Below are 16399 nucleotides of genomic sequence, written 5' to 3'. Positions count from 1 at the left end.
AGGCTAAAATAGTTTTTCAGCAGCCTGTTGAGTAACAGCCGCCTGTTTTGGAATTTCCATCAGGGTTTTTCCTCAAGAAAGGTCATCTCATGATTTACCTCGACAATGCCGCCACCTCATTCCCCAAGCCGGAATCGGTCTACCAGAGGATCAACGAGGTCCTTAGGGAAAAGGGCGGCAACCCCGGGAAGGCGAGCCACACACTTGCCATAGAGGCGAGCCGCGTAGTATTCAGGGCCAGGGAGTCCGTTGCCATGCTCATGGGGATCCCGGACTCGTCGAGGATAGTATTCACCAAGAACGCTACCGAGGCCATAAACATCGCGCTTAAAGGGCTCTTGAAGCCCGGCGACCACCTTGTCACCTCCACCTTCGAGCACAACGCGGTCGCAAGGTGCGTCCTGAGACTTGAAAAGTCCGGGGTGGAGGCGACAAGGGTAGCGCCGGATGAGGAGGGGTTCCTCTCGCCCGCCTCGATAGGGGCGGCCATCAGGCGGAATACAAGGATGGTAGTAATCTCCCACGCCTCGAACGTATTCGGCGCCATACAGCCCCTCGATGAAATCGGCAAGATTTGCAAGAGGAAGGGGGTTGTCTTCATGTCCGATGCCGCGCAGACGATGGGGGCCATGCCGCTGGACGTGAGGGGCATGGGGGTGAATGTCCTGGCCGCGACCGGACACAAGGCCCTTTTCGGCCCGCAGGGCACAGGGTTTCTTTACGTGGAAGAGGGCATCGAGCCCGAGCCCCTGGTCGATGGAGGCTCGGGTGGCGAGGGCGCGCACGCGGCGGAGCTCCCCGAGAGGCTCGAGGCCGGGACCCACAATACCCCGGGCATTGGCGGCCTCGGCGCGGGCGTTGAGTTCCTCCTTTCCGAAAAGCTTCCCAGGATAAAAGCCAGGGAGGAGGATCTCGTGGACATGGTCCTAAGGGGCATTTCAGGCATAGACAAGGTCTCCATCACAGGGCCCCGGGACGCGTCCAGGAGAACCGCGCTCGTCTCCTTCAATATTGAGGGCGTGTCTCCCTCCGAGGCCGGGCTCAGGCTCGACCAGGAGTTCGGCATAATGGCGAGGTGCGGCACGCATTGCGCGCCCGAGGCGCACAGGCAGGCAGGCACCTGGCCCGAAGGCTCGATAAGGGTGAGCCCAGGATATTTCACGACCGAAGAAGAGATAGAGGCGCTCATACGGGCCGTAAAAAAGCTGGCGTCGAGATAGCCAGCCCCTTGCCGCTTTAAGGCTGGATATCGGCCCCCCTCCTCGGTTATCATGCCCTTGCAGGCTGCTGAAAAAGTCCATCTGCTTCGAAGGCTACGTCGCTGGCTACGAAGGCGTACACGAAAAGTACGCCTCATTCCTCGCTCCCCTGTTCCTGATGGGGCCTCGCATCTGGAGCTTTTTGAGCAGCCTGAACAAAAACGGAGTTTTTCAGCAAGCTGTTAGTACGAAATCGGGAAAACGCACGCCATTATGATAATCCTCGGCATAGAATCCTCGTGCGACGACACGGCCGCGTCAGTCCTGCACAATGGCCGGGTCGTGCTCTCGTCGGTGGTCGCGTCGCAGGAGTCCGTCCACGCGAAATACGGGGGCGTTGTCCCTGAACTTGCGTCGCGGAGGCACATAGAAGCAATAGTGCCCGTTGTGGAAGAAGCCCTGTCTGAAGCCGGGAAGACTCTCGACGATATCGACGGCATCTCCGTTACGCAGGGCCCCGGGCTCGTGGGCTCGCTCCTCATAGGCCTCTCCTTCGCCAAGTCGCTTTCGCTTGCAAGGGGGCTTCCGCTTACCGGCGTAAACCATATCGAGGCGCACGCGCACGCGGCCTTCCTTACGGAAAGAGAGGGAGAGGGCGAGGGGCCGGGCTTCCCCTTTGTCGCGCTCATCGTCTCCGGCGGGCATACGACACTGCTCCTCTTCGAGGACGTTACCTCTTACAGGGTGCTCGGCCAGACCCTTGACGACTCTGCGGGCGAGGCCTTCGACAAGGTGGCGAAGCTACTGGGGCTCGGGTATCCCGGGGGCGCGGCAATAGACAGGCTCGCCCGGGAGGGCGACAGGAGGGCGATCGATTTCCCCAGGCCGCTCATGGGCAAGGGCAGCCTGGACTTCAGCTTCAGCGGGCTCAAGACCTCGATGCTAACCCATGTCAGGAAGCTCGACGGGCCGCCGACGGAGGCGCATTTAAAAGACCTTTCGGCGAGCTTCCAGGAGGCGGTCGTAGACGCCCTCGTAACAAAGGCGCTCTGGGCCCTCCGGGCTACGGGCGCAAAAGACCTCGTGGCAGCCGGGGGCGTGGCCTCGAATTCGCGGTTCAGGGCAAGGCTTGCGGAGATGGCCGAAGAAGAGGGGCTCAGGCTTTTCATTCCGCCGCCAAAATATTGCACAGACAACGCCTCGATGGTCGCGTCCCTCGGCTTTCACCAGATCAGGAAAGGCCGGCTTGCGGGGCTCGACATGAACGCAAAACCAACCTGGGAGGGGTTCTGACCAGGGCGCAGGGCTTTTTTTCGAAGCAGCATCCCCTTTGAAAGGGTTTTTTATGTCTTCAGCCACGCGTAAAGGCGGCACACGTCCGGCAAGGCCAAAGAAGAGGTACGGGCAGCACTTCCTTACCGATAAGAATATCGTAAGGAAAATAGTCTCAGCCGCGGAAGTCTCGGAAGGCGAACTGGTCCTGGAAATAGGCCCGGGAAGAGGCGCGCTTACCGAGGCGCTCGTCGAAGCAGGGGCAAGGGTCCTCGCCATAGAGGTGGATGAGGAGCTGGCCGACGGCTTAAGGGAGAGGTTCCCGGCGGACAGGGTCGAGGTCATAAAGGGCGACGCCTTGAAGCTGTCGTTCCGGGAACTGGGCAGGGAGTTGGGAGAGCGGCACGGGAAGCTAAAGCTCGTCGCCAACCTGCCCTATTACATCTCGGGGCCGGTCCTCGCAAAGCTCCTCGACGAGAGGGATGCCTTCACGGTGATGGTGCTCATGTTCCAGAAGGAGGTCGGCGACAGGATCGTATCCGGGCCAGGGAGCCGCGACTACGGCATACTCTCCGTACTTGCGCAGGCGTATACTGAAGTAAAAAGGGAATTCGACGTGCCTGCCAGGCTCTTTTTCCCGAAGCCGAAGGTCGACTCGACGGTTTTGAGCTTCAGGGTGCTGGACTCGCCGAAGGTGCCAATTGAAGACGAGCGGTTTTTCAAGTCAACCGTGAGGGCGGCGTTCGGGACACGGCGCAAGATGCTCATAAATTCGCTCGCATTAACCGGCCTTCAAAAGCCGGACATCGAGGCGGCCCTCAAGGAGGCCGGGATAGACCCCGGAAGGCGCGGCGAGACCCTCGATTTGAATGATTTCGGGCGGCTTACGCGCGCCCTACTGGAAAGGAAAAAGGCCGGGCCGGGCGCGTAAAATCAGTCTTTATACGCTCTTGACTTTTTTCTGCCCCTGAGATAACTTGTCTCTGCTTCGATTCCCGGATTCCCGAAAACCAGCTGGATTTCAGCCAGGTTTCATCCCCGAGACTTAATGGAAAAATCGCAATACGTAGCCATAGAGGGCCCGATCGGGGTCGGCAAATCGAGCCTTGTCGAGCTCCTTGCAAAGGAGCTCGGAGGGAGGACCCTCCTCGAGGCGGTCGACGATAACCCGTTCCTCCCCAGGTTCTACTCGGACATAAAGAAATACGCGTTCCAGACCCAGCTTTTCTTTCTCCTGAGCCGCTACCAGCAGCAGAAAGAGATGTTCCAGCAGGACCTCTTCAAGACATCGGTGGTCGCGGACTACCTTTTTGCCAAGGACAGGATATTCGCCTACCTGAACCTCGACGAGAACGAGCTATGCCTCTACGAGCAGGTCTACAGGCTCCTCGATACGAGGATACCGAAGCCGGACCTCGTCATATACCTCCAGGCCTCGACAGGGGTGCTCCTTGAAAGGATAGCCGGCAGGGGCATAGATTACGAGAAGCATGTCAGGGAGGACTACCTTGAGAAGCTCGTCGACGCCTACAACAGGTATTTCTTCTATTACAGCGACACGCCCCTTCTTGTCGTAAACACGACCGACATAGATTTCGTCAACAACCCCGCCGACCTCGCAAGCCTTGTCAAGGAAATAAGGTCCATAAGAGGCGGGTCCCAGCACTATATCCCAGTCGCCTCAAGGTAAACCCACCCTTTTTTGACCCGTATTGGGGATATTGTACCAGTGTCGGCATTGGTTTATAATACCGGATTGCCGGCGGCCTGGCTTGAAAAAAGGGAATACCGGAGCTTTTTGGCCTTCAGCATACATAGGTAGAGGCCGTGCATGTACCCCATTCCCCTTGCAATAACCCGGATAATGGGATTGAATAATAAGAGGCGCAGTAGTAAGCCACCGGCAGGATGTTGAAAAAGTCCTTCTGGATTTTTTCAACACGGCTTGGCCGGAATGAATCCGCCCAGGCCTCACAAACTGCTCGACTTGGAAAGTCTTCGTAATCTGGCGATCCATCCGTGGATTGCCTGGCAGGGTGTTTTTCAACACCCTCTCAACCAGAAAGCGGCGGGTCCAGATGATGAAGAAGTACACGATAGCGGAAATCCTGAAAATGAAGAAGGACGGGAGGAAGATACCCGTCCTTACTGCCTATGATTTCGCGACCGCAAGCATACTGGACGAGGCCGGGATACCGCTATTACTGGTGGGAGATTCGGCGGGCATGGTCGAGGCTGGCTACGAGACCACCCTCCCCGTGACCGTTGACGAGATAATCTACCATACGAGGGCCGTAGCGAGGGGCAGGACCAACGCGCTCGTCGTTAGCGACATGCCCTTCGGCTCTTACCAGGCCTCCATTGACGACGCACGGAGGAACGCCGCGAGGATTGTCAAGGAGGGCGGGGCAGAGGCGGTAAAGCTCGAAGGCGGAAGACGGGCCGCGGAGGCCATAAGGGCCATAACGGGCATGGACGTGCCTGTGATGGGCCACGTGGGGCTTACGCCCCAGTCGGTCCACAGGATGGGCGGCTACAGGGTGCAGGGGAAGACAAAAGACGAGGCCGAGGAGATACTCGAGGACGCGCTTGCCGTGGAGGAGGCGGGCGCCTTCTCTATAGTCCTCGAAGGCGTGCCCTCGGGGCTCGCAAGGGAGATAACCGGAAGGCTCGGCATACCGACCATAGGCATAGGCGCGGGACCGCACTGCGACGGGCAGGTGCTGGTGGTGAACGACATGCTCGGGCTCACCGGGCAGAAGGTCCCGAGGTTCGTGAAGAGGTATGCGGACTTGAGGAATCTCATCTTCCTTGCGGCTACCGAGTATATAAAGGACGTTGTGGAGGAGAGGTTTCCCTCAAAGGAGCATTCGTATTAGGCAACCTCGAAAAATTGATCTTTTTCCCGGACTCTTTGTCAGGCCGTGAATAAAAATGCTCACATATTGTAATATATGCTCCGCTTTTTATTCCCTGTCTTCCTCGATTGCGGGAAAATTCTCGAATTTTTAGAGGTTGCCATTAGCAGGCTGCTGAAAAAGCCCGCTTCAAGGCGTCGTCTTCAAATTCGTCACTGCGGCGTACAAAGAAAGTACGCCTCATCCCTCATTTTTCGACTCCTTGCATCTTGAGCTTTTTGAGCAGCCCGAATTACTTTTTGATTTTGCTATTTATTAGGGAAGAAATTTTAAGGTGCTTTGTCGTATATGACAAGAGTCGTAACCAGTATAAGAGATATGCGCGAGGCCTCCAGCGAGGCGCGTTCAAAGGGGAAGGCGGTCGTCCTCGTGCCGACAATGGGGTATCTCCACGACGGCCACAGGGCGCTCCTCAAAAAGGGCAGGGCCGAGGGGGGCCTCCTCGTGATGAGCCTTTTCGTAAACCCTTCCCAGTTCGGCCCGGCAGAGGATTTCGCGTCCTATCCGAGGGACCTTGACCGGGACCTGAAGACAGCCTCCGAAGAGGGCGTGGATATCGTATTCGCGCCGAACGCCGGTGAGATGTACCCCCCCCGGTTCAGTACGTGGGTCGAGGTAGAGGGGCTGTCGGAGAAGCTCTGCGGGGCGGCAAGGCCCGGCCACTTCAGGGGGGTCGCGACGGTCGTCCTGAAGCTCTTTAACGCGGTCCAGCCTCAAAAGGCCGTATTCGGGCTGAAGGACTTCCAGCAGTTCAGGGTAATACGGAAAATGGCCAGGGACCTCGACCTTCCCGTTGAAATAATCGGGGTAGAAACCGTAAGGGAGGCTGACGGCCTGGCCATGAGCTCACGTAATTCGTATCTTACGCCTGTTGAGAGGATGGCCGCCCGCGCCATCCCGGCCTCCATTACGGCGGCCCGCGAGGCGGTAGGGGCCGGGGTGCGGGAAAGCCGGATAATCATCGAAAAAGTGAAAAAAATCATAGAGGGAGAGCCTCTAGCCGTGATAGAATATATCAGGGTGTGCGACGGCGAATCGCTTGAGGATACCGAAATTACGTCAAGCGGCTCCGTTCTTTTCCTCGCGGTCAGGATAGGGAAGGCGAGGCTCATAGACAACACGAAGCTCGTGCAATAAAAGGGAGGACATTTCTACAAGATGCAGCGGATGATGCTCAAGAGCAAGATTCACAGGGCCACCGTCACTGACGCCAACCTCGATTACGAGGGCTCGGTCGCTATCGACGAGGCCCTTATGGAAGCTGCCGGAATCTACGAGTTCGAGCAGGTCCAGATATACAACATCCGGAACGGAAACCGGCTTACCACCTATGCCATAAAAGGCGAGCGGGGGAGCGGCGTTATTTCCATAAACGGGGCCGCGGCCCACCTTGCCGCCAGGGGGGACCTGGTCATAATAGCGAGCTATTCTGTCCTTGAGGAGTCCGAGGCCAGGAAGCACGCGCCTGTTCTCGTCTACGTCGACGAAAAGAACTCTATTAAGAAGATAAGCGCTGAGCTGGCGGCCCACTGCCTATGACAAAACACCTGAGAGGCTATTTCATTACCGGGCTTCTGGTGGTGGTGCCCCTTTACCTGTCCATCTACGTCGTCTCGCTCATAGTCAGGTTCATGGACAGCATGCTGAACCTGCTCCCGAAGGTTGTGCATCCGCACACCTATCTGCCTTTCCACATACCGGGCCTCGGCATAATCTTTACCGTCCTGAGCATAATCATAATCGGCGTCCTTGCAACCAACTTCCTTGGGAAAAGGGTCCTTGAGTTCGCCGAGAGGATAATGCTCAAAGTGCCTGTGGCGAGAATGATATATAACGCCACCAAGCAGTTCATGGAGACTTTTTTTACCCACGGGAACCAGGGCTTCAGGCAGGTCGTGCTGGTGGAGTTCCCCAGGAAAGGGCTATTCTCCATGGGCTTCATGACCAGCAGGGTCACCTGCGGGGAAATAAAGTGCAAGACCTCGGAGCCTTCCATATGCGTCTTCATCCCCACAACCCCGAACCCCACATCCGGCTATTTCGCCGTCATCCCGGAGAACGAGGTCGTGTTCCTCGACATGTCGGTGGAGGACGCGTTCAAGGTCATAATGACAGGCGGCATGGTCGCCCCTCCTGAGGGCAAGAACGGGCTCAAGGTGGTCGTGCAGAACCCGGCAGCCAAGGACGCTGCAGGCAATATCCCCTGATCCACATCTATAATCCCAAAGCATAATTTCGGCCAGAACATTCCGCTTGAAATGCGCAAATTTACGTTGTCTTTTTGGCCGGATCTGATAATATGCAATCTTTTCAGAATACCCGATTTTAAGAGGACCTGATGGAAAAGAGACCACGTTCCTACAAATTCGAACCCCTTGACGAAATGTCCATAAATACATTGCGCTTCCTTGCAGTCGACGCAGTCGAGGCCGCCAATTCCGGCCATCCCGGGATGCCGATGGGGGACGCTCCCATGGCATATGTCCTCTGGAGGCGCATCTTGAGGCATAATCCCTCGAACCCCCAGTGGCCCGCAAGGGACAGGTTCGTCCTCTCAGCCGGACACGGCTCCATGCTCCTCTACGCGCTCCTACACCTCTCGGGCTATCCGCTCCCGATCGACGAGATAAAGAGGTTCAGGCAGTGGGGGAGCCACACGCCGGGCCACCCCGAGCACGACCCGAAAATCGGGATAGAGACGACGACCGGCCCTCTTGGCCAGGGTTTCGCTAACGGCGTCGGCATGGCGATGGCACAGAAATACCTCGCGCACAGGTTCAACAGGCCCGGCTATCCGCTTTTCGACTACGACATCTACGCCATATGCAGCGACGGCGATATAATGGAAGGCGTCTCGAACGAGGCGGCCTCCATCGCCGGACATCTCAAGCTCGGGAATATAATATATCTCTATTCGGACAACAGGATAACCATCGAGGGCAAGACCGACCTCTCCATGTCCGAGGACGCGGGGAAAAGGTTCGAGGCGCTCGGCTGGCACGTGCAGCACGTAGGCGGAAACGACCTCGGAGCGATCGCCCTTGCGATAGAGTCGGCAAAAGAAGAGCGCACGAGGCCTTCCATAATAATCGCGAGGACCATCATCGGCTTCGGGAGCCCCGGCAAGCAGGACACCGCCGAGGTGCACGGCGCGCCATTAGGCAAGGACGAGGTAAGGGCCACCAAGGAGAAGCTCGGCTGGCCGCTCGAGCCCGAGTTCTTCATCCCCGAGGAGGTCTTGAAGGACTTCAGGGAATTGCTCCCCAGGGGAGAGGCCCTTGAGAGGGAATGGCTTTCCATGCTCGAAAAATACGAGAAGGAATACCCGGAGGAGGGGCGCGAAGTCAGGGCGATAATGAACGGGACGCGGGACAGTGCATGGATGGGGAAACTGCCGTCCTTCGCGGAAAAGGACGGCGCAGTGGCCACCCGGAGCGCCTCCGGCAAGGTGCTTAATGCAATAGCGGCGAGCGCGCCGTTCCTCATAGGCGGCTCTGCCGACCTTGCGCCCTCGACCAACACCCTCATGAAGGGCATGGGTAACTTCCTCCCCACTGGGGTCGGCAGGAACCTCCACTTCGGCGTCCGCGAGCACGCGATGGGCTCGCTCCTTAACGGAATGGCCCTCACAAAGGGAGTGGTGCCCTACGGCGCTACTTTCCTCATATTTTCCGATTACATGAAGCCCGCGATACGGCTTGCGGCCCTCATGGGCCTCCAGGTCGTCTATGTCTTCACGCACGACTCCATCGGCCTCGGCGAGGACGGCCCCACCCACCAGCCCGTCGAGCAGCTCGCGGGCCTCAGGGCCATTCCGAACCTGACCGTAATAAGGCCCGCTGACGCGAACGAGACCGCCGAGGCATGGAAGGCCGCGCTCCTTAACGAGACCGGCCCCACCGCGCTCGTGCTCACGAGGCAGGGCGTGCCCGTAATAGACAGGACGAAATACGCCCCGGCGGAAGGCCTCTCGAAGGGCGCCTATGTGCTGGCCGACCCCAGGGAAGGCAAACCCGAGGTCATCATCATGGCAACCGGCTCCGAGGTGCAACTTGCGGTCGCCGCCTACGAGGACCTCTCGAAGAGGGGCGTCAGGGCGAGGGTCGTGAACATGCCGAGCTGGGAGCTCTTTGAGGCCCAGGACGATGCCTATAAATCAAGCGTGTTCCCTCAGGATGTAAGGGTCAGGGTCGCGGTTGAGGCGGCCTCGCCAATGGGCTGGCACAGGTACACCGGCATCGACGGGGCTGTAATAGGCATAGACCGTTTCGGCGCATCCGCCCCCTACAAAATCGTCTTCGAGAAATACGGCCTCACTGCCGGAAACGTCGCCGAAAAGGCGCTGGCCCTTCTCAACGCCAAAAAGGGCCGGTTTGTTGATGGAATCTGATATCCCTGCTATAGTTTACAGCAGGCCCTGAAAAAGTTAAACCGGCCTTCTGTATATCCGTTTCCCAGGTCCTTCTTGCCTTTAATCGAAAGTCCCTTGCGGGGCGGGCGGTTGCGCGCGCCTTGCTGAGGGCCCCGTTCTTTTCCGGAGGAGTTTTTCCGGTCCAGGAGTCCTTTATGAACCCCTTGATAGAGCTTAACAAGATCGGCCAGAGCGTCTGGTATGACAACCTCCGGAAGGGCCTCGTCACCTCAGGGGAGCTCAAGCGCTTCATGGACGAGTACGCCGTATCGGGCGTGACCTCGAACCCAAATACCTTCGAGAGGGCCATAGCTGGGACGACCGAGTACGACGAGGACATCCGCAGGCTCCTCAAGGAAGGCCTCGACGACGACGCCATACTCGAAAGGCTGGTTACGAGGGACATAAGGCTGGCTGCCGACGTCATGGCCGAGTCCTCAAAGGCCACGGGCGGCATCGACGGGTTCGTCTCCATCGAGGTCGACCCGAGGCTTGCCGGGGACGCGGGCTCGACCATCGACGAGGCGAGGAGGCTTTTTGAGGCCGTGGACAGGCCGAACGTCATGGTAAAGGTGCCGGGCACCGTCGAGGGTCTGAAGGCGCTCGAGGAGCTTACGCTCGAAGGCCGGAACATAAACGTCACGCTCCTCTTCTCAGTCGACCGGTACGCGGAGGTAGCGGACGCCTACATAAGGGGGCTTGAGAAGAGGCTTTCGAACGGCCTGCCGGTGGACAACATATCGAGTGTGGCGAGTTTTTTCGTGAGCAGGGTCGATTCCATTTTCGACAGGACAATGGAGGAAAGGATAGAGCGCTCAAAATCGAATGACGAGAAGGCGCACTTCAAATCCCTTCTCGGCAGGGTGGCCGTTGCCAACGCGAAGCTCGCCTATCTCAAATTCGGGGAGATATACTCGGGGGAGAGGTTCAGGAAGTTGAAGGACGCAGGTGCAAGGCCCCAGAGGCTCCTCTGGGCGAGCACCGGGACCAAGAACCCGCGCTATTCTGATGTCAAATACGTCGAGGAGCTCGTCATGAGCGGCACGGTGAACACCATGCCGCTCCATACGATGCTCGCCTTCTACGACCACGGCAAGGCCGAGCCGGCCCTCGTCGAGGAGTTCGACGGCCCGGAAAAGGTCTTCGAGGAGATAAAGTCCCTCGGCATCGACTACCGGGCGGCGACCGACAGGCTCGAAAAGGAGGGCATAGACGCCTTCTCCGTCTCCTATATCGGCATACTCTCCTCGATAGCCGCTAAAAGGGAGGCGCTGGAAAGAAAGAAGGCGTTTGCCGTTAGGTTTTCCCTGAACGGGTTCGAGGCAGCCGTCTCCGAGGCGCTCCAGGAGGTCGGGAGCGAAAACTTCCTTGAGAGGCTCTGGGCCAAGGACCCCACCCTCTGGAAGACGGGGCCCGAGGACAGGAAGCTCATAAAGGACGCGCTCGGCTGGGTGGCCCTGGCCGAGATAATGGACGACCATATAGGCGAGATAGAAGGCTTCGCGAAAGAGGTGAAGGAGGCGGGCTTCAGGGACGCGGTCCTCTTAGGCATGGGCGGGTCGAGCCTCGCTCCTCTCGTCTTTGCCGAGGCCTTCGGCAGCGCCCCGGGGTATCCCGGGCTTACGGTCCTGGACTCTACCGACCCGGAGGCCGTAAGCTCGGTCGCAAGGGCCATCGACCCGGAGAGGACGCTGTTTATCGTGTCGAGCAAGTCCGGCTCGACCATAGAGCCTCTGAGCCTATTCGAGTTCTTCCACGATAAGTTGTCTTCAGGCATGGGCGAGGCGGCAGGGAAGAGCTTTATCGCCATAACCGACCCCGGCACGCCGTTGGAGGGCTTTGCCCGGAAGTACGGTTTCAGGAAGCTATTCACGAACCCGAGCGACATAGGCGGCAGGTTCTCAGTGCTTTCATATTTCGGGCTCGTTCCAGCCGGCCTCATTGGCATGGACCTCACAATGCTCCTTGAGCACGCATCGAGGGTGGAGGCGGCGGTCCATCCGTGCGCGACCGACGAGAACCCGGTCCTCATGCTCGGTGCCGCGCTCGGCACGCTCGGGAGGCTCGGAAGGGACAAGCTCACTTTTTTCATCTCGAAAGAGATAGCGCCGTTCGGCATGTGGCTTGAGCAGCTCATAGCGGAGAGCACCGGCAAGGAGGGGAAGGGGCTCGTGCCAGTCGTGGGCGAGCCGCTCGGGGACCCGGGAAGCTACGGGAACGACAGGGTCTTCATATCCATCACGCTCGGAGAAGAGGACGCCGAGCGCGGACGGGCCTTGAAACGGCTGGCCGAGGACGGGCATCCCATCATCGATTTCAGGCTCGAGAGCAAGTACGAGCTCGGCGGCGAGTTCCTGAGGTGGGAGATAGCTACGGCAGTAGCCGGGCAGATACTCGGCATAAACCCCTTTGACCAGCCTGATGTAGAGCTCGCCAAGAAGCTTACCATATCTAGGCTCAACAGCATCGGGAAACCCGACGGGCTCAAGCCTCCCGGCATCGGCACTGAGGCGGAAAGGTTCGGGGTGCGCCTCGGGAGGAACACCTTCGATAAGCTCGGGGCCGTTGATTCCGACCCTGGAAAGATGCTCAAGGAGTTCGTGGGCCTGGTAGGGGCGGGCGACTACATAGGCCTCCTCGCCTATTACAACCCCTCTGACACCGGGATAGGAGCGGGGCTTGAAAGCCTGAGGAGAACGCTGAGAGAGATGACGGGCGCGGCGGTCCAGCTCGGGTACGGGCCGAGGTACCTGCACTCTACAGGGCAGCTGCATAAGGGCGGGCCGCGTAGCGGCGTGTTCCTCATCCTCTGCCACAGGCCCGGGGATGACATTAAAGTGCCTGGGAGCAATTTCAGCTTTTCAGAGCTTGAGCTCTCGCAGGCCTACGGCGACATGGAGGCGCTCGACTCCAAGGGCCTGAGGGTCGCGCTCGTTGACATGAAGGAACCCGGCACAGGGTGCCTCAGGGAATTCGAGTCTCTTCTCAAGAGCGCTCAATAAAAAAGCGATGCACCGGGAGGGATGATGGACGTCGGCATGATAGGCCTGGGCCGCATGGGGCTCAACATGGCCAGGCGGCTCGCGAGGGGCGGGCACAGGGTTGTCGGCTACAACAGGACGGCACAGGCGACGAAGAGCGCCGAGGCGGAAGGCATCGAGGGCGCATATTCGCTCGCCGAACTGGTCGATAAGCTCCCGAGGCCGAGGACCGTCTGGATGATGCTCCCGGCAGGCAGGCCAGTGGACGACACCATAGAGTCTCTTAAGCCGCTCCTGGCATCCGGAGATATGGTGGTGGAGGGCGGGAATACATATTACAAGGACGACCTCCGGAGGTCCGAGGGTCTAAAGCCGCTCGGGCTTCGTTACGTGGACGCCGGCGTAAGCGGAGGCATATGGGGGCTCGAAAAAGGCTATTGCACGATGATAGGCGGTGAGAGGGCCGCGTTCGAAGTCCTGGAGCCGGTCCTTAAGACCCTCGCCCCGCCCGGAGGCTATCTCTGGTGCGGAGAGGTCGGCGCAGGGCATTTCATGAAGATGGTGCATAACGGGATAGAATACGGCCTCATGGAGGCCTATGCGGAAGGTTTCGAGCTCATAAAGGCCTCTCCGTACGGCGAGGGAATCAGGAACGCTGAGCTTGCGCGCCTCTGGAACAGGGGAAGCGTCGTGCGGTCATGGCTGCTGGAGCTCCTTGAGAGCGCTTTTGATAAGGAAGACGGGCTCGAATCCATAATCGGATACGTCGAGGACTCTGGCGAGGGCAGGTGGATGGTCAAGGAGGCGGTGGACATGGGCGTAAGCATCCCGGCCATAACCGAGTCACTCATGCGGAGGTTCCGCTCCAGGCAGGAGGAGCCCTTTGGAGAAAAGCTCCTTGCCGCCTTGAGGGAGGAGTTCGGCGGCCATGCCGTAAAGCGCGTCCCTGAATAAAAACGGAGTTTTTTCAGCAAGCTATTGGATACTCGGAAAACCCGTTAGCGAATAATCCGATGGAAAACAGGTGAAGATGGACGACAGTTCAGAAGGGCGCCCGGCCATAAGGATCGGCAAGGTCGCCGCAACGGGCCAGCCCTGCGAGGAGACGGCCCCGGACCCGTGCGCGATGGTGATATTCGGGGCCTCCGGCGACCTTACGAAAAGGAAGCTCCTCCCGGCCCTCTTTTTCCTCTTCAGGAACAAGCTCCTTTCCAGTAACTTTTTCATGCTCGGGGTCGCGAGGACCGAGCTCGACGACGGCTCTTTCCGCGCCGAGATGGAAAAGGCGGTGAAGAAGGCCGGCAACTTCGACGAGTCCGCATGGGCCGAATTCGCCGGCAGGCTTTATTACAGGAGGGCCGACTACGGGGACAGCGCGTCCTTGGGCGCGCTCAAGGCGTTCCTTCACGAGAAGGCAGGGGAGTACGGGACCGGCGGGAACAGGATGTTCTATCTCGCCACCCCTCCATCGGTCTACTCCGACATCATAGAGTCCACCGCGGGCGCGGGCCTTTTCAGAGAGGAGGGCGGCTGGGTGAGGCTCGTCATCGAGAAGCCCCACGGCAGGGACCTCGCAAGCGCTCTCGCCCTCGAGGAGACCGTGGGCCGCTGCCTCCGCGAAGGGCAGGTCTTCAGGATAGACCACTACCTCGGCAAGGACACCGTCCAGAACATAATGATGTTCAGGTTCGCGAACGCCATATTCGAGCCGGTCTGGAACAGGCACTTCATAGACCACGTCCAGATAACCGTGGCGGAATCCATCGGCATAGGAAAGAGGGCGGGCTTCTACGAGGAGTCGGGGGTCTTGAGGGACATCTTCCAGAACCACATGCTGCAGGTCCTTTCCTTTGTCACGATGGAGCCGCCCTCGGTCTACTCGTCCGAACTTGTCAGGGACGAGAGGGTGAAGCTTTTGAGGGCGATCCGTCCGCTCGACAGCCTGCTCGACGAATCGCTTGTCCTCGGGCAATATGTGGAAGGCGAATCAGAGGGCAGGCACGTGAAAGGGTATACCGAGGAGGAGGGGGTCTCCAGCCATTCGATCGTGCCGACCTTCGCCGCCATGAAGGCGCACATAGACAACTGGAGATGGCAGGGGGTCCCTTTTTACCTCCGCTCGGGGAAGAGGCTCAGGAGCCGCTTCACGCAAATAACCATTCAGTTCAAGAACGTGCCGCACCTCATGTTCAGGGGCGTTTTCCCCGGCGAGATAGGCCCCAACGCCCTCATAATGAGGATACAGCCGGACGAGAGGATACAGCTCAAGTTCCACGCCAAGAACCCGGGGTCGAGGGTCTGCCTGAGGGACGTGGTCATGGATTTTTCATACCTCTCCGGCTATCAGGGGCTGGTGCTCGACGCTTACGAGAGAGTGCTCATGGACTGCATGACTGGCGACAAGATGCTCTTCGTAAGGAGGGACGGAATGGAACTCAGCTGGAGCTGGCTCGGCCCGGCACTCGACCGCGCGGACGGCAAGGGTCCCGGAAGATCGGACCTCCACCTTTACAGGGCCGGGAGCTTCGGCCCGGCCGAGGCGGAAAGGATGATGGCAAGGGACGGGAGGGCCTGGGTGAACTATGAAGGGTGAGCGGCTCGTCCTCGCCGGAGACATAGGCGGCACAAAGACCTACATGGCGCTTTACGCGCTCTCCGCAGGTGCGCTCTCCTCCATAAGAGAAAGCGTATACTCCAACGAACGCTACTCCGGGCCGGAGGCCATACTCGGCGAGTTCCTGGAGGAGGGCGAGGCCCCGAAGGTCGAGGGCGCGGCCCTCGGGCTCGCATGCCCGATTATCGGGAACCGCTGCACTCTCACGAACCTCGGCTGGGTAGTTGACGGCGAGGGGCTTAAGAAAAGGTTCGGGCTCAAAAAGCTCGGCCTCATAAACGACCTCGAGGCCCTGGGATGGGGCGTAGGGCTGCTGGGCAAGGCTGATTTTTTAGCCTTGCAGGAGGGGGCCGCAGGGCCCGGAAACGCGGCGCTCATAGCCGCCGGAACGGGGCTCGGAGAGGCGATACTCGTGAGGGAAGCAGAGGGGTTCAGGCCGTCCGCTTCCGAAGGCGGGCACACGGACTTCGGCCCGAGGAACGACATTGAAATAGGGCTGCTTCAATACCTCATTCCCAGGTACGGGCACGTGAGCTATGAAAGGATAGTCTCAGGCCCGGGCCTCGCGAACATATACGAGTTCCTGCTTGCGAAAAATGACAGGAAGCCGCCTGAGCGCCTTCGGGCGAGGATGGAAGCCGAAGGCGCTGCTCCAGTTATATCGGACGAGGCGATAAACGGCACGGACGCGGACTGTAAAGAAGCCCTTGCCCTTTTCGTCTCTGTATACGGCGCGGAGGCGGGAAACCTGGCCTTGAAGGCCCTTTCGATTGCCGGGGTCTACATCGGCGGAGGGATCGCTCCGAAGATAATCGAAGCGTTAAAGAAAGGCGGGTTCCTCGAAGCCTTCAGGGACAAGGGCAGGTTCAGGGATTTCATGGCAGGCATCCCTGTCCGTGTGATCCTCAATGACAGGACCGGGCTCATGGGCGCGGCGAGCTACGCGGCCCTTCTCGCCGGGGAAAGGGCCGAGAGGATAATCGGGGCCAACGGGAAGTAGGGGG

Annotated in this window: 13 protein-coding genes; all 13 read left to right on the top strand. The window is 59.1% G+C overall.

All coding sequences use genetic code 11. The features are described from left to right. Positions 1 to 89 precede the first annotated feature (89 nt). The 13 genes from QY316_10970 (at position 90) to glk (ending at position 16395) form a co-directional block, all read left to right on the top strand. Entirely contained in the window at positions 90 to 1220 is a 1131-nt protein-coding gene (locus QY316_10970) for an aminotransferase class V-fold PLP-dependent enzyme (protein WKZ32422.1), read from the top strand. 249 nt (positions 1221 to 1469) lie between these two features. After that, positions 1470 to 2492: a tRNA (adenosine(37)-N6)-threonylcarbamoyltransferase complex transferase subunit TsaD gene (gene tsaD / locus QY316_10965; protein WKZ34117.1), complete on the top strand. Its 1023-nt coding sequence runs from the start codon at positions 1470 to 1472 to the stop codon at positions 2490 to 2492. Positions 2493 to 2544: 52 nt separating this feature from the next. Further along, positions 2545 to 3402 carry a 16S rRNA (adenine(1518)-N(6)/adenine(1519)-N(6))-dimethyltransferase RsmA gene (gene rsmA, locus QY316_10960; GenBank protein ID WKZ32421.1) on the top strand — a complete coding sequence of 286 codons (858 nt, stop codon included), beginning with the start codon at positions 2545 to 2547 and terminating at the stop codon, positions 3400 to 3402. A 117-nt stretch (positions 3403 to 3519) separates the two neighbouring features. After that, entirely contained in the window at positions 3520 to 4161 is a 642-nt protein-coding gene (locus QY316_10955) for a deoxynucleoside kinase (protein ID WKZ32420.1), read from the top strand. A gap of 388 nt (positions 4162 to 4549) precedes the next feature. Beyond that, positions 4550 to 5350, top strand: coding sequence for a 3-methyl-2-oxobutanoate hydroxymethyltransferase (gene panB, locus QY316_10950; GenBank protein WKZ32419.1), 801 nt, complete (start codon positions 4550 to 4552; stop codon positions 5348 to 5350). 327 nt (positions 5351 to 5677) lie between these two features. Beyond that, positions 5678 to 6526 carry a pantoate--beta-alanine ligase gene (gene panC, locus QY316_10945; protein ID WKZ32418.1) on the top strand — a complete coding sequence of 283 codons (849 nt, stop codon included), beginning with the start codon at positions 5678 to 5680 and terminating at the stop codon, positions 6524 to 6526. 21 nt (positions 6527 to 6547) lie between these two features. Continuing rightward, the gene (locus tag QY316_10940; GenBank protein WKZ32417.1) at positions 6548 to 6928 is read left to right on the top strand and encodes an aspartate 1-decarboxylase; all 381 of its coding nucleotides are present in this window, start codon (positions 6548 to 6550) and stop codon (positions 6926 to 6928) included. Then, positions 6925 to 7596, top strand: a complete 672-nt coding sequence (locus QY316_10935) for a DUF502 domain-containing protein (protein ID WKZ32416.1) — start codon at positions 6925 to 6927, stop codon at positions 7594 to 7596. Before QY316_10940 ends, QY316_10935 begins: the two co-directional genes overlap by 4 nt. A gap of 131 nt (positions 7597 to 7727) precedes the next feature. Further along, on the top strand, positions 7728 to 9779 hold the full coding sequence (gene tkt, locus QY316_10930; protein ID WKZ32415.1) for a transketolase: 2052 nt from the start codon (positions 7728 to 7730) through the stop codon (positions 9777 to 9779). A gap of 176 nt (positions 9780 to 9955) precedes the next feature. Then, complete coding sequence (locus QY316_10925; protein WKZ32414.1) at positions 9956 to 12802, top strand: bifunctional transaldolase/phosoglucose isomerase; 2847 nt, start codon at positions 9956 to 9958, stop codon at positions 12800 to 12802. A gap of 24 nt (positions 12803 to 12826) precedes the next feature. Next, on the top strand, positions 12827 to 13735 hold the full coding sequence (gnd, locus tag QY316_10920; GenBank protein ID WKZ34116.1) for a decarboxylating 6-phosphogluconate dehydrogenase: 909 nt from the start codon (positions 12827 to 12829) through the stop codon (positions 13733 to 13735). 76 nt (positions 13736 to 13811) lie between these two features. After that, the gene (gene zwf, locus QY316_10915) at positions 13812 to 15374 is read left to right on the top strand and encodes a glucose-6-phosphate dehydrogenase (protein ID WKZ32413.1); all 1563 of its coding nucleotides are present in this window, start codon (positions 13812 to 13814) and stop codon (positions 15372 to 15374) included. After that, complete coding sequence (glk, locus tag QY316_10910) at positions 15364 to 16395, top strand: glucokinase (protein WKZ32412.1); 1032 nt, start codon at positions 15364 to 15366, stop codon at positions 16393 to 16395. Before zwf ends, glk begins: the two co-directional genes overlap by 11 nt. The last annotated feature ends 4 nt before the right edge of the window (positions 16396 to 16399 follow it).

It is taken from the genome of Thermodesulfobacteriota bacterium (assembly GCA_030583865.1).
Classification (GTDB): Bacteria; Desulfobacterota; GWC2-55-46; order GWC2-55-46; family GWC2-55-46; genus UBA5799.
The sequence above is the reverse complement of the archived record's forward strand: the minus strand, read 5'-3'. Positions and strand labels throughout refer to the sequence as shown.

Bases quoted from the DNA above. Each gene is read 5' to 3' on its own strand.
- QY316_10970 (WKZ32422.1), top strand. From the start codon at position 90: ATGATTTACCTCGACAATGCCGCCACCTCATTCCCCAAGCCGGAATCG.
- rsmA (WKZ32421.1), top strand. From the start codon at position 2,545: ATGTCTTCAGCCACGCGTAAAGGCGGCACACGTCCGGCAAGGCCAAAG.
- QY316_10955 (WKZ32420.1), top strand. From the start codon at position 3,520: ATGGAAAAATCGCAATACGTAGCCATAGAGGGCCCGATCGGGGTCGGC.
- panB (WKZ32419.1), top strand. From the start codon at position 4,550: ATGATGAAGAAGTACACGATAGCGGAAATCCTGAAAATGAAGAAGGAC.
- panC (WKZ32418.1), top strand. From the start codon at position 5,678: ATGACAAGAGTCGTAACCAGTATAAGAGATATGCGCGAGGCCTCCAGC.
- QY316_10940 (WKZ32417.1), top strand. From the start codon at position 6,548: ATGCAGCGGATGATGCTCAAGAGCAAGATTCACAGGGCCACCGTCACT.
- QY316_10935 (WKZ32416.1), top strand. From the start codon at position 6,925: ATGACAAAACACCTGAGAGGCTATTTCATTACCGGGCTTCTGGTGGTG.
- tkt (WKZ32415.1), top strand. From the start codon at position 7,728: ATGGAAAAGAGACCACGTTCCTACAAATTCGAACCCCTTGACGAAATG.
- QY316_10925 (WKZ32414.1), top strand. From the start codon at position 9,956: ATGAACCCCTTGATAGAGCTTAACAAGATCGGCCAGAGCGTCTGGTAT.
- gnd (WKZ34116.1), top strand. From the start codon at position 12,827: ATGGACGTCGGCATGATAGGCCTGGGCCGCATGGGGCTCAACATGGCC.
- zwf (WKZ32413.1), top strand. From the start codon at position 13,812: ATGGACGACAGTTCAGAAGGGCGCCCGGCCATAAGGATCGGCAAGGTC.
- glk (WKZ32412.1), top strand. From the start codon at position 15,364: ATGAAGGGTGAGCGGCTCGTCCTCGCCGGAGACATAGGCGGCACAAAG.